The following is a 12,298-nucleotide window of genomic DNA, read 5'->3' as shown; positions in this document are numbered from 1 at the left end:
CCATGGCAACGACCTATGACATCAACGAGGGCATCGCGACGCTGACGCTGGATCGCCCCGAGCGGCTCAACGCCTTCAACGAGGATCTCGTGCGCGGCGCGCTGAAAGCGGTCGACGCCGCGCGCGTCGACCCTGATGTCAAGGCGCTGATCCTGACCGGCAACGGCCGTGGCTTCTGCGCCGGCGCCGATCTTGCGGGCGGCCTTAGCCCCACGGCCGAGGGCGTCAATGCCGCCATGCGCGACCTCTACAATCCGCTGATCCTCGCCATCGACAATTTCCCGAAACCGACCATCGCCGCGATCAACGGCGTCGCGGCCGGCGCGGGTGTCGGCCTCGCGCTCGCCTGCGACATCGCGGTGGCCGCCCGTTCGGCCTCCTTCGTGCTGACCTTCGGGCCGCAGCTCGGCCTGGTGCCCGATCTCGGCGTCACCTGGTTCCTGCCGCGCGCCATCGGCCGGGCACGTTCCCGCGCCCTCGCTCTCCTCGGCGACAAGCTTCCCGCCGAGCGCGCCGCCGAATGGGGCCTCGTCTGGTCCTGCGTCGATGACGAGGCGTGCCTGCCGACCGCCCGCGCGCTGGCGGTGCGCCTCGGCCGCGGCTCCCCCGAAGCCTTTTTCGAAATCAGGCGGCTGCTCGACAAGGCCGAGACCAATGATCTGGCCGCCCAGCTCGATGCCGAGCGCGAGACCCAGATCGGGCTCATCGTTCGCCCCGCCTTCGCGGAAGGCGTGCAGAACTTTCTTGCCAAGAAGGCGGGCTGACGCCCCGGCGGCGTCAGGGCTGGCCCCCGGCAACGGGGCTGGCCGGAGCCGCGCCGCGCCCTAGTATCGCTCCCGTATCCGACCGGCGCCGACAAGAGCGCCGGCGGCGAGGAGACCGCGCGACAGGGGCCGCCATGACCGAGACGTTTGCCGAGATCATCGAACGCGCCCGCCCGCTGATCGCCGCCGCGCCGGTATCCGACGCGCTCGACGCCCACGGCTTCCACAAGCAGATCCTGCCGCCGTCGATCCGGCCGGTCGATGACCGCAGCGTGCTGTTCGGCCCGGCGCGGACCGGCGCCTACACACCGATCTCGGGCAAGGTCGACAATATCTACGATCTCGAAATCGCACTGGTCGACGACCTGAAGGCCGGCGAGGTCTGCGTGATGGGCACCGGCGGCAATCCGGCCATCGGCCCGTGGGGCGAACTGCTCTCGACCCGCGCGCGCCACCTCAACGCCGCCGGCTTCCTCACCGACGGCGCGGCCCGCGATGTCGTCGCCATCCGCGCCATGGGCTTTCCGGTCTTTACCGGGGCGCTGTCGCCGGCCGACACGCAATATCGCGGCATGATGACGGAGAAGGACACGGTCATCCGCATCGGGGAGACGCGGATCGCGCCGGGCGACATCATCGTCGGCGACGTGGATGGGGTGGTGGTGATCCCGCGCGACCATGCCCTGCCGGTTCTGGCGACGGCTCTCGGCAAGATCACCGGCGAGCGTCACATGCGCCAGGACCTTGAAGCCGGCATGAGCCTCGCCGACGCCTTCAGGAAGCACGGGCTGCTCTGACCCTTTAGGCCACAGACGAGAGTTCCGGTGCTTCGGTATGGCCGGCCGACAGGTCGCCGTCGGGCAGCGCGTCGCTCCAGCGCAGCTTCTTGTAGTTGAAGCCGCGCAGGATCGTGGGTTTCACGATGGCGAAATAGGGGGATATGTCGAAGTCGCGCGGCGCGTAGAGCGAATGGTGGCGGATGTGCAGGACTTCCGCGCGGGCTGCCCGGCCGCGGACCCGCGCCTCGCCCTCCTGCGCCACTTTCTCGATCTTCGGCAGGATCGGATAGCGCACCGATTCGAAAGCCTGCGCGATCAGCGTCGAGCAGATGGCGCGGGTCGGGTCGCCCGAGCCGAAGGCGATCATCCGCCGCCGCCACCGTACCGGGATCGGCATCGGGATCAGGAAGCGCATCATGTCGAGGATGTTCTTCAGGTCGTAGTCTAGCCCGACACGCTCGATCATGAAGCGGCAGACCGTCGCCTGATCGTCGGGCGTCAGCCCCACCGGCCGGCAGATGCGCGTGTGGAAGTCGCGATATTTCGACAGCGGCGCGGTGATCACGCCCTCGCCGAGATAGGCTTCGACCAGGACGTGCGGCTCGCCATCGGGTTCGCAGACGCCCTCGATGGGGCCGACATACATGGCCGCGTGCGACCAGGTCGACTGGGTGAGATACTTGATGACCGCGGAGATGCGGGTATCGCCCTCGACCAGCAGGATGTCGCCGAGCCGAAGGGCCGAGCGCAGCGCGTTCGGGTCGCTCGGCGTGGTCGGCTCGTAGCCGGGCGAGCGCTTGTCCAGGAATCCTGCGAGGCGTCGTCCGAGCGCCTCGAGCACGCGATCTCCCATGATGTCCCTCCCCAAGGGACCCCCTTTTCCGAGCCCCGAGTGTCTGTCGCATCCGGTTGACAAGGGGTTCACGTTTGCGTGCCCGGCGCCGCGAGACGACGCCATAAGGGTGTGATAGGCCTCGTTCATGGTCGGGAATCGCCAAGGACGATGAACGGAACCTTGATGAACCGGCGGAACCTCCTTGCCGCATCCATGCTCGCCGCCGGCGCCGCCGACGTGCGGGCGCAGCGGGCCGGCTCCGGGCCGTCGGAGGTCGACGTCGTGGTGATCGGCGCCGGGGCGGCAGGCATTGCCGCCGCGCGCAAGGTCGCCGCCGCCGGCCGGTCGGTCGTGGTTCTGGAGGCGAAAGACCGTCCCGGCGGCCGCTGCGTCACGGATACGATGACGTTCGGCATGCCGATGGATCTCGGCGCGCACTGGGTTCACGCGCCCGCCGACAATCCGCTCGTGCCGCTGGCCCGCGCGGCCGGGTTCGGCCTCTACGACGACGCCGCGCGCCAGCGCCTCGTGATCAAGGGCCGCAATCCGCGCGAAGGCGAGTGGGAGGCCTTCGCCTCGGCGCTGACCCGCACGCAGCGGGCGATCCTCGAAGCGGGGGAGGCGGGACGCGAGGTCGCGCTGTCGGAGGTCGTGCCCGGCGACCTGCGCGACTGGCGGCCCACCATCGATTTCCTGAAAGGGCCCTGGGATTCCGGCAAGGAGATCGGCGAGATCTCCTGCGTCGACTACTACAACGCGCTGGAGACGCAGGACCTGTTCTGCCGGCAGGGCTATGGCGCGATCCTCGCGAAACTGGCGGAGGGCCTGCCGATCCGTCTGGCGACCGCCGTGACGCGGGTCGACTGGTCGGGCCGGGGCGTGAATGTCGAGACGCCGGCAGGCACGATCCGGGGCAGAGCGGCCGTCGTGACCGCCTCCACGGCCGTCCTCGCGTCGGGCGCGATCCGCTTCGCCCCCGCCATTCCGAGACGCCAGCTCGATGCGATCCAGGCACTGAGCTGCGGCGCCTACGAGCATCTGATCGTCCACCTGCCGGACAATCCGATGGATGCCAAACCCGATCAGGCTTTCGTCGTGAAGGCCGACACCGCCGCGACGGCCAAGGCGCTGGCGCGCATCGGCGGCTCGGACTGGTGGTATCTCGATATCGGCGGGCGCTTCGCGCGTGATCTTGCGGCCGCCGGTCCGGCCGCGATGAAGGCCTTTGCCGCCGAGTTCATCGGCAACGAATTCGGCCCACATGCGCGCCGGGCGATGGGCGATGTCCATATCACGTCGTGGACGACCGATCCGTTCATTCGCGGCGCCTGGTCGGTTGCCGGACCCGGCGCGACACCGCAGCGGCTGCGCCTCGCAGAGCCGGTGGGCCAGCGCATCCTGTTCGCTGGCGAGGCGACCGACGAGGGGCTGTGGGGCACGGTCGGCGGCGCATGGGCCTCGGGCGAACGCGCCGCCGATCAGGCGCTGCGCTGGGTTGCGCCACCGGCATCGCCACGCCGGCGGCGGTGAGATGCAACGGGCGCCCGGCCCGATCTTAGCGGCTCGTTAACGTTAACGGATTATGACCGGAAGGGTTCGAACCGCCCGCACCGGAGTTCGCCATGACGCGTCCCGCTTTCCTGCCGCTTGCTGTTGCCGCCGTTCTGGCGCTGGCGGCTGGCGGCTGCACGATGAACGCCCGCAGCGGGGGCGGCGATGTCACCGGTTCGGTGTCCCAGCCGCGCTATACGGAGCAGCAGGCGCGTGCGGAGCTCGACGGCCTCGGAGCCCGCTATCGGTCGAGCCCCGGCGATCTCGGCAATGCCATGCGCTACGGCCGCGCCCTCAGGGCGACCGGCCAGTCGACGCAGGCGGTGGCCGTGCTGGAGCGCGTCGCCATCCAGAACCCGCGCGAAATGGCGCTGCTCGGCGAATATGGCCGGGCGCTCGCCGATGTCGGCCGCCACGATCAGGCGCTGGAGGTTCTCGGCCGCGCCCATCGGCCGGACCAGCCGGACTGGCGTATCATCAACGTGCAGGCTTCCATCTACGACCAGATGGGCCAGCCGCAGGAGGCGCAGCGCCTCTACAACGAGGCCCTGAAGATCTCGCCGGGACAGCCGTCGATCCTTGCCAATCTCGGACTGTCCTATGCGCTGTCGCGGCAGCTGCCGCAGGCCGAGCAGGTGCTGCGGCAGGCGGCGACCCATCCGCAGGCCGACCAGCGCGTGCGCCAGAACCTTGCCCTGGTGATCGGCCTTCAGGGCCGCTTCCAGGAGGCCGAGGAAATCGCCCGCCGCGACCTGCCGCCGGCCGAGGCCGAGCAGAACGTCGCCTATCTGCGCTCGATGATCAGCCAGCAGAATTCCTGGTCGCAGATCCGCCAGAACGAGCGGCGGCCGTCCGCGCAGCAGCGGACAGGCGCGGCAACGCCGCCGGCAGCGGCAGCGGCCGCGCCGCGCGGTTGACGTCTGGTCCAACAGCGCCTTCATCTCTCGCAAGCGCGGAATACCTCTCCTCACCGGGGAGAGGCGGGTGCGCACCCCAAACGAAAACGCCCGGCACATGGCCGGGCGTTTCGTCACTCCAGTGATGGAGCGGCCTATTCCGCCGCGAGCTGAACCGTCGGCGCGGCCGCCTTCACGTCGGCGTCCACATAGGGCTCGAACTTGGCGAAATTGTCCTGGAACATGGCGACCAGCTTGCGCGCGGTCGTGTCGAACTCGGCTTTGTCGCGCCAGGTCTTGATCGGATAGAGCATGTGCGGCGGCACGCCCGGCACCGAGGTCGGCACCGCGAAGCCGAAATAGGGATCGCGGCGGAAGTCGGCGCGGTTGAGCGAACCGTCGAGCGCGGCACGCAGCAGGAGGCGGGTGATCGAGATCGGCATGCGACGGCCGACGCCGTACTTGCCGCCGGTCCAGCCGGTATTGACCAGCCAGCAATCGACATGGTGGCGGGCGATCAGCTCGCGCAGCAGGTTGCCGTATTCGGAGGGGTGGCGCGGCATGAACGGCGCACCGAAGCAGGTCGAGAAGGTCGGCTGCGGCTCGGTGACGCCCTTCTCGGTGCCGGCGACCTTCGCCGTGAAGCCGGAGAGGAAGTGATACATCGCCTCGGCCGGGGTCAGCTTGGCGATCGGCGGCATGACGCCATAGGCATCGGCCGTCAGCATGACGATGTTCTTCGGGTGGCCGGCCCGGCCGGTCTCCGAGGCGTTGGCGATGAAATGCAGGGGATAGGCGATGCGGGTGTTCTCGGTCTTCGAGCCGTCGTCGAAGTCCGGCACGCGGCTGATCGGATCGATCACCACGTTTTCCATGACGGAGCCGAAGCGCTCGGAGGTCGCGTAGATCTCGGGCTCCGCCTCGCGCGAGAGCTTGATCGCCTTGGCGTAGCAGCCGCCCTCGAAGTTGAAGATGCCGTCCTTGCCCCAGCCGTGCTCGTCGTCGCCGATGAGCGTGCGGGTGGCATCGGCGGAAAGCGTCGTCTTGCCGGTGCCGGAGAGACCGAAGAACACCGCGACGTCGCCGGCCGGGCCGACATTGGCCGAGCAGTGCATCGGCATGACCTTCTGCGGCGGCAGCAGGAAGTTGAGCATGGTGAACACGCTCTTCTTCATCTCGCCCGCATAGGAGGTGCCGCCGATCAGCACGATCTTGCGGGTGAAGTCGCAGGCGATGACCGTCTCGGTGCGGACGCCGTATTTCTTCGGGTCGGCCTTGAAGGAGGGCAGGTCGACGATGGTCATGTCCGGAACGAAGGAGGCGAGCTCCTCGCGGGCCGGGCGGATCAAGAGGTTGCGGATGAACAGGTTGTGCCAGGCATATTCGGTGAACACGCGCGTCTTGATGCGCGTCGCCGGGTCCGCGCCGCCATGCAGGTCCTGCACGAAGAGTTCGCGGCCCTTGGCGTGCGCCAGCATGTCGGCCATCAGCTGGTCGAAGGCGGCCGGCTCGATCGCGCCGTTATTGTCCCACCAGACGGTGTCGCGGGTGGTGTCGTCGCGGACGACGAACTTGTCCTTCGGCGAGCGCCCGGTGTGCTGGCCGGTCTCGGCGACCAGCGGGCCGCCGGCGGAGAGCTTCGCCTCGCCGCGGGCAATCGCCTCCTCGACGAGCTGCGGCTCCAGATAGTTCCAGTGGACGGCCTTCAGGCCGGAGAAGCCAAAGGCTTCTGCCCCATGCGCCTTGTTCCAGATACCGGTCTCGGCCAAGGAATTCCTCCCCTTCGGGTCTCGTCGCGGCGCTGGTTCGGCAGCACCGTATGGTGAGATGCGCTGGCGCCGGGACGGGGCCACGGCAGAGGCGATCCCCCTAATCCAAAGGCGCTTTGCCGGCAAGTCCGGCGGCCGGCCTGCAAGGGTTTCAGCCCCCATTCTTTCGGGCGAGGGTGAACGGCGAGGAGCGTTTCAGCTTGCCTTATTCGGCGGCGGCGGCCAAGACGCGCTGCGATGAAGCCCGGAGCGTCCCGATCCGCGACCTTGCGCAGCGCCGCCGACCTCGTCGCGGCGGGCCTCGTCGCGCCCGGAAAGGCTGCTGAGGCCGCGGCCGTCGGCGATCGCTACGCGATTGCGGTGACGGCGCCTCTGGCGGGATTGATGGTCGAGGGTGGCCCCCACGACCCCCTCGCTGCACAGTTCCTGCCCGATATCCGCGAACTCGACATCCGCCCCGAGGAGCGCGCCGATCCGATCGGCGACGACGCCCATTCGCCGCTAACGGGCATCGTCCATCGCTATCCCGACCGGGTTCTGCTCAAGATCGTCCATGTCTGCCCGGTCTATTGCCGGTTCTGCTTCCGCCGCGAGATGGTGGGGCCGCAGGGCAGGGGCGGGCTGGATGATGCGGAACTGGCCGCCGCCATCGCCTATATCGCCGCGCGTCCCCAGATCTTCGAAGTGATCCTGACCGGCGGCGACCCCTTCGTCCTGTCGGCGCGGCGCGCGCGGGCCGTGACGAAAGCGCTGGCCGCGATCCCGCATGTGAAAGTCATCCGTTGGCACACCCGCGTTCCGGTGGTCGATCCGGGCCGGGTCACGCCGGATTTCGCTCGCGCCATCCGCGCGCCGGGCAAGGCTGTCTATGTCGCAGTGCACGCCAACCATGCCCGCGAGTTCACGCCGGAGGCGGAGGCGGCGCTCGCCCGGCTCGCCGATGCCGGCATCGCCCTCGTCAGCCAGTCGGTGCTGCTGAAGGGCGTCAATGCCGATGCGGAAACCCTTGCGGATCTCATGCGCGCCTTCCTCGCGAACCGGGTGAAGCCCTATTACCTGCACCATCCCGACATGGCGCCGGGCACCGGTCATTTCCGCCTGACCATCGCCGAGGGGCGCGCGATCATGGAACAGTTGCGCGGCCGGCTCTCCGGCCTCGCGCAGCCGACCTACGTGCTCGACATACCCGGCGGCGAGGGCAAGGTGCCGGTCGGGCCCGACTATGTCGGCGAGGGCGAGGTCACCGATTTCCGCGGCGGCCGCCATGCCTATCCGCCGCCACCACCGAAGGACTGATCCATGGACGTGAAGGATTCCAACGGCGCCATCCTCAAGGACGGCGACAGCGTCACCCTGATCAAGGACCTGAAGGTCAAGGGCACCTCCGTGACGCTGAAACGCGGCACGCGGGTCAAGGGCATCCGCCTCACCGACGATCCGGCCGAGGTCGAATGCAATGTCGACAAGGTCAAGGGACTGGTGCTGCGGACCGAGTTCCTGAAGAAGGGCTGAGCTCAGCCCTTCGGTTCGGGCCGGTGCTTGCCGCCCGGCCCCTGGCCACGGCGATAGACCATGACGGTGCGCTTGAAGGTGATCACGACGTCGCCGGTCTGGGTGTAGCCCTTGGTCTTCACGGTGAGGATGCCGACCTCCGGGCGCGAGCCGGAATCGCGCTTCTCCAGCACTTCCGTTTCGGAGTAGATCGTGTCGCCCTCATAGACCGGGCTCGGCAGGCGCACCTCGTCCCAGCCGAGATTGGCGAAGACGTTCTGGCTGATGTCGGTGACCGACTGTCCTGTGACCAGCGCGATGGTGAAGCAGGAATTGACCAGCGGCTTGCCGAAGCCGGTCTGCGCCGCGTAGTTCGCGTCGAAATGCGGATGGGCGGTGTTCTGGGTCAGCAGGGTGAACCAGATATTGTCGGCCTGCGTGACCGTGCGGCCGAGCGGGTGCTTGTAGACGTCGCCGATCTCGAAATCCTCGAAGAAGCGGCCCTGCCAGCCGGCTTTCACGGTCATCGGTTCATCCTCGCTCTGCAATTGCCACGGCGCTCTCGACCACGATCTCCCGGACGTCGAGCCGGCAGCGATAGGCCAGCATCTCGACGCCTCGCGCGCGAGCGCGATCGAACGCCCGTCCATAGGCCGGATCGATGTCGCGGGCGAGCGCGAAACGCTCGGCCCCGCCATACTGGATCAGGAACACCATCACGGCCCGGTTGCCGGCCTCCACCATGTCGCCGAGCTCGTCGAGGTGCTTCGCCCCGCGTGCCGTTACCGAATCCGGGAACTCGGCAAGGCCGGGCTGGCGCATCAGGTGGACGTTCTTGACCTCGACATAGCAGGGCGGGCGCTCCCCGCTCGACAATACCATGTCGACGCGGCTCGCCTTGCCGTAGGCGACCTCGCGGCGCAGGCCGTCATAGCCCGCGAGTTCGGGGATCGTGCCGTCGCGGATCGCTTCGTCGACGAGACCGTTGGGGTGGCCGGTATTGATGCCGACCATTTCCGGCCCGCGACCGAAATCGATTTCGGCCAGTTCCCACGAGAGCGGCAGCTTGCGAGCGGCATTGGCCGAGCGCGACAGCCAGACCCGGTTGCCGGGAGCATTCAGCCCGAGCATCGATCCGGGATTGGCGCAGTGGACCGTCACCGTCTCGCCGGTGTCGAGCAGCACGTCGGCGAGGAAGCGCTTGAAGCGCTTCACCAGCCGGCCGGGGATCAATTCGGTCGGGAACTGCATCGCGGTACCGGTCTGTGCCCTCAAGAGTCGCCGCCGCAATGCCCTGCCCGAAACAGGCTGCCCGGCACAAGGCCGGGCATGGCGCATGGGTGGCGGCGCTCGCCTTTCGCGCTGGCGCCGTTCGGCGCTCGCGCCTTCAGGCGACCTTGCCGCCCAGCTCGTCTTCGATGTGGGCGCGGACGATGTCCTCGAAATTCGTCTCTGCCTTGAACCCGAGTTCCGTGGCGCGCTTGGCGTTGAACCGCTCGGACCAGCCCGAGACGATGCGGATGATCAGTTCGTCCGGCTCGCGGCGCACCAGTTTCAGGGCCTTCTCGCCGCCGATCTTGCGCAGGGCCTCCAGCTGCTCGCCGACGGTCGCCGCGACGCCCGGCATGGAGAGGTTGCGCCGCCAGCCGAGCTGGGCGGTGTCCATGGTCGCGGCATGGATCAGGAAGCCGACCGCGGAGCGGGGGCTCGCATGGGTGTGCACGACATTGTCCCCGACGGGCAGGATCGCCTCCATGCCCGCCAGCGGCTCGCGAATGATATTGGAGAAGAAGCCGGAGGCCGCCTTGTTCGGCTTGCCCGGCCGCACGCAGATGGTCGGCAGGCGGATGCCGACGCCGTCGAAGAAGCCCTTGCGGGAATAGTCGGTCAGCAGCAGTTCGCCGATGGATTTCTGGGTGCCGTAGCTGGTCAGCGGCGTGTGGAAGAACTCGTCCTCGATGAATTCGTGGAACGGCGCGCCGTAGACGGCGATGGACGAGGTGAAGACCACGCGCGGGTGGTAGGGCGTCTTGACGCCCTCCTGCCGGATCGCCTCGTAGATCTGGCGCGTGCCGTCGAGATTGATGCGATAGCCCTTGTCGAAGTCGACCTCGGCCTCGCCGGAGACGATGGCGGCGAGGTGGAAGATCACCTCCGGACGTCCCGCGACCATCGGGCCCGCCGTGTTGGGGTGCGAGATATCCACGGCCCAGCTTGTCACCTTGCCGGTGAAGCCGGCGGGCTTGTCGGGCGCGACGACATCGACCAGCGACAGCTCCGTGACCGGCTTGCCGCCGAGGCTGCCGTCCTTGACCAGCTTCTCGGTGAGCTTGCGGCCGACCATGCCGGCGGCGCCGATGATCAGGATATGCATGGACGTGACCTCGCGGAGTTTTTCAAACGATTTGAGGCGAGGCTAGCGCGCTGCGCGGCAGGGGGGAATGGGGCATCGGCGAAAGGGCGGTTTGCAGATTCCGCTGATCCCGCCCTGTCATCGCCCTCCGTCCAATTGACCTCGGCCCCGCCCCGCGCGATGGATCGGATGAAGGGCCGCGACCAGAGCCCGCACATTTTCGGAGGAACCATGGCGCGCGTCATCGAGGCGGAGTGGGACTATATCGTCTGCGGTGCCGGCACGGCCGGTTGCCTGATGGCGAACCGTCTCTCCGCCGACCGGCGCAACCGGGTGCTGCTGCTGGAGGCCGGCACCAAGGACGACTGGATCTGGTTCCACATCCCCGTCGGCTATCTCTTCGCCATCAACAATCCGCGCTCCGACTGGATGTTCAGGACCGAGCCGGAGCCGGGGCTCAACGGCCGGGCGCTGATCTATCCGCGCGGCAAGGTGATCGGAGGCTCCTCCGCCATCAATGCCATGATCGCCATGCGCGGACAGGCGGCGGACTATGACCACTGGCGGCAGCTCGGTCTCTCTGGCTGGGGCTGGGACGACGTCAAGCCGGTGTTCCGCAAGCTGGAAGACCATTTCCTCGGGGACAGCGAGCATCACGGCGCCGGCGGCGAATGGCGGGTCGAAGCCCCGCGCGTGCGCTGGGACCTGCTCGACAAGGTGCGCGAGGCGGCCGTCCAGATGGGCGTGCCGGCGCTCGACGATTTCAATACCGGCGACAACGAGGGCGTCGCGGCCTTCCACGTCAATCAGAAGAAGGGTCTGCGCTGGTCCTCGGCGCGCGGCTTCCTGAAGCCCGTCATCGACGCCCGCAACAATCTGGAGCTCAATTCCGGCGTCCTGATCGAAAAGCTGATCGTCGAGAACGGCCGCGTCACCGGCGTCCAGTACCGGCAGGGGGCCGAGAGCGTCATCGTCCGCGCCCGCCGCGAGGTGGTGCTGACCTCCGGCTCCATCGGATCGGTCGCGATCCTCGAGCGTTCCGGCATTGGCGACGGCGCGGTGCTGTCGCGCCACGGCATCGACGTCGTGAAGGAGAAGCCCGGCGTCGGCGCCAACCTGCAGGACCACCTGCAGATCCGCGCGATCTACAAGGTGTCCGGCATCCGCACGCTGAACGAGACCTACCACAACCTCATCCGGCGTGGCCTGATGGGGCTCGAATATGCCTTCCGCCGCACGGGGCCGCTGACCATGGCGCCGAGCCAGCTCGGCATTTTCACGCGGTCCGACCCGCGTCAGGAGCGCGCCAATATCCAGTTCCACGTTCAGCCGCTGTCGCTCGACAAGTTCGGCGACCCGCTGCATCGCTTCCCGGCGGTCACCGTCGCGCCCTGCAATCTCAGGCCGACCTCGCGTGGGTCCATCCACATCCGCTCGGCCGAGACGACCGACGCGCCGGTCATCGCGCCGAATTACCTCTCGACCGAGGAGGACCGGCAGGTTGCCGCCGACTCGCTGCGCGTTACCCGCCGCCTGATGAGCCAGCCGGCGCTCGCGCCCTACCGTCCCGAGGAATATCTGCCGGGTCCGGTCATCGGCGACGACGAGGCGAGCCTTGCGCGCGCGGCCGGCGATATCGGCACGACGATCTTCCACCCCGTCGGCACGGCGAAGATGGGCCTCGCCTCCGACCCCATGGCGGTGGTGGACGAGCGGCTGCGCTTCATCGGTCTCGATGGGCTGCGCATCGCCGACGCCTCGGTCATGCCGACCATCACCTCCGGCAACACCAATACGCCGACGCTGATGATCGCCGAGCAGGGCGCGCGGATGATCCTGGAGGATGCGAAGGGCTGAGGC

Annotated in this window: 11 protein-coding genes and 1 pseudogene; 7 read left to right on the top strand and 5 right to left on the bottom strand. The window is 68.2% G+C overall.

The window, feature by feature from the left end:
- Positions 1-2 precede the first annotated feature (2 nt).
- Complete coding sequence (locus JNK84_RS03210) at positions 3-764, top strand: enoyl-CoA hydratase-related protein (protein WP_293420501.1); 762 nt, start codon at positions 3-5, stop codon at positions 762-764.
- 134 nt (positions 765-898) lie between these two features.
- Positions 899-1,561 (top strand): RraA family protein, encoded by a 663-nt coding sequence (locus JNK84_RS03205; RefSeq protein ID WP_293420499.1) that lies wholly within the window; start codon positions 899-901, stop codon positions 1,559-1,561.
- 70 nt (positions 1,562-1,631) lie between these two features.
- On the opposite strand, the pseudogene JNK84_RS03200 reads toward JNK84_RS03205, so the two are convergent.
- Positions 1,632-2,396: pseudogene (locus tag JNK84_RS03200) on the bottom strand (lipo-like protein); the annotation flags it as partial.
- 165 nt (positions 2,397-2,561) lie between these two features.
- Here JNK84_RS03200 and JNK84_RS03195 point away from each other — a divergent pair.
- Both JNK84_RS03195 and JNK84_RS03190 read left to right on the top strand, forming a co-directional pair.
- Positions 2,562-3,908 carry a flavin monoamine oxidase family protein gene (locus JNK84_RS03195; protein ID WP_293420497.1) on the top strand — a complete coding sequence of 449 codons (1,347 nt, stop codon included), beginning with the start codon at positions 2,562-2,564 and terminating at the stop codon, positions 3,906-3,908.
- Positions 3,909-4,000: 92 nt separating this feature from the next.
- A complete protein-coding gene (locus JNK84_RS03190; RefSeq protein ID WP_293420495.1) occupies positions 4,001-4,846 on the top strand; it encodes a tetratricopeptide repeat protein in 846 nt (281 codons plus the stop codon).
- A gap of 134 nt (positions 4,847-4,980) precedes the next feature.
- On the opposite strand, the gene JNK84_RS03185 is transcribed toward JNK84_RS03190, so the two are convergent.
- Entirely contained in the window at positions 4,981-6,594 is a 1,614-nt protein-coding gene (locus tag JNK84_RS03185; protein WP_293420493.1) for a phosphoenolpyruvate carboxykinase, read from the bottom strand.
- A gap of 237 nt (positions 6,595-6,831) precedes the next feature.
- Between JNK84_RS03185 and JNK84_RS03180 the strand changes: the two genes are divergently transcribed.
- Both JNK84_RS03180 and JNK84_RS03175 read left to right on the top strand, forming a co-directional pair.
- The gene (locus JNK84_RS03180) at positions 6,832-7,890 is read left to right on the top strand and encodes a lysine-2,3-aminomutase-like protein (RefSeq protein WP_293420491.1); all 1,059 of its coding nucleotides are present in this window, start codon (positions 6,832-6,834) and stop codon (positions 7,888-7,890) included.
- Positions 7,891-7,893: 3 nt separating this feature from the next.
- Positions 7,894-8,106 (top strand): alkylphosphonate utilization protein, encoded by a 213-nt coding sequence (locus JNK84_RS03175; protein ID WP_293420489.1) that lies wholly within the window; start codon positions 7,894-7,896, stop codon positions 8,104-8,106.
- 2 nt (positions 8,107-8,108) lie between these two features.
- Here the strand turns inward: JNK84_RS03175 and JNK84_RS03170 are convergent, their stop codons facing one another.
- The 3 genes from JNK84_RS03170 to denD all read right to left on the bottom strand — a co-directional run bounded on the left by JNK84_RS03170 (position 8,109) and on the right by denD (position 10,459).
- Entirely contained in the window at positions 8,109-8,612 is a 504-nt protein-coding gene (locus tag JNK84_RS03170; protein ID WP_293420487.1) for a MaoC family dehydratase, read from the bottom strand.
- Between the two features lie 4 nt (positions 8,613-8,616).
- On the bottom strand, positions 8,617-9,336 hold the full coding sequence (gene sfsA, locus JNK84_RS03165; protein WP_293420789.1) for a DNA/RNA nuclease SfsA: 720 nt from the start codon (positions 9,334-9,336) through the stop codon (positions 8,617-8,619).
- A 136-nt stretch (positions 9,337-9,472) separates the two neighbouring features.
- Entirely contained in the window at positions 9,473-10,459 is a 987-nt protein-coding gene (denD, locus tag JNK84_RS03160; RefSeq protein WP_293420485.1) for a D-erythronate dehydrogenase, read from the bottom strand.
- Between the two features lie 210 nt (positions 10,460-10,669).
- Here denD and JNK84_RS03155 point away from each other — a divergent pair, with 210 nt between their 5' ends.
- A complete protein-coding gene (locus JNK84_RS03155; protein WP_293420483.1) occupies positions 10,670-12,295 on the top strand; it encodes a GMC family oxidoreductase in 1,626 nt (541 codons plus the stop codon).
- The last annotated feature ends 3 nt before the right edge of the window (positions 12,296-12,298 follow it).

It is taken from the genome of Phreatobacter sp. (genome assembly GCF_016793595.1).
GTDB lineage: Bacteria > Pseudomonadota > Alphaproteobacteria > Rhizobiales > Phreatobacteraceae > Phreatobacter.
Note: the sequence above shows the minus strand (reverse complement) of the source record. Positions and strands in the feature narration are given on the sequence as shown.

Excerpts from the sequence above, each read along its gene's own strand:
- JNK84_RS03210 (WP_293420501.1), top strand. The coding sequence starts at position 3 with ATGGCAACGACCTATGACATCAACGAGGGCATCGCGACGCTGACGCTG.
- JNK84_RS03205 (WP_293420499.1), top strand. The coding sequence starts at position 899 with ATGACCGAGACGTTTGCCGAGATCATCGAACGCGCCCGCCCGCTGATC.
- JNK84_RS03195 (WP_293420497.1), top strand. The coding sequence starts at position 2,562 with ATGAACCGGCGGAACCTCCTTGCCGCATCCATGCTCGCCGCCGGCGCC.
- JNK84_RS03190 (WP_293420495.1), top strand. The coding sequence starts at position 4,001 with ATGACGCGTCCCGCTTTCCTGCCGCTTGCTGTTGCCGCCGTTCTGGCG.
- JNK84_RS03180 (WP_293420491.1), top strand. The coding sequence starts at position 6,832 with ATGAAGCCCGGAGCGTCCCGATCCGCGACCTTGCGCAGCGCCGCCGAC.
- JNK84_RS03175 (WP_293420489.1), top strand. The coding sequence starts at position 7,894 with ATGGACGTGAAGGATTCCAACGGCGCCATCCTCAAGGACGGCGACAGC.
- JNK84_RS03170 (WP_293420487.1), bottom strand. The coding sequence starts at position 8,612 with ATGACCGTGAAAGCCGGCTGGCAGGGCCGCTTCTTCGAGGATTTCGAG.
- sfsA (WP_293420789.1), bottom strand. The coding sequence starts at position 9,336 with ATGCAGTTCCCGACCGAATTGATCCCCGGCCGGCTGGTGAAGCGCTTC.
- denD (WP_293420485.1), bottom strand. The coding sequence starts at position 10,459 with ATGCATATCCTGATCATCGGCGCCGCCGGCATGGTCGGCCGCAAGCTC.
- JNK84_RS03155 (WP_293420483.1), top strand. The coding sequence starts at position 10,670 with ATGGCGCGCGTCATCGAGGCGGAGTGGGACTATATCGTCTGCGGTGCC.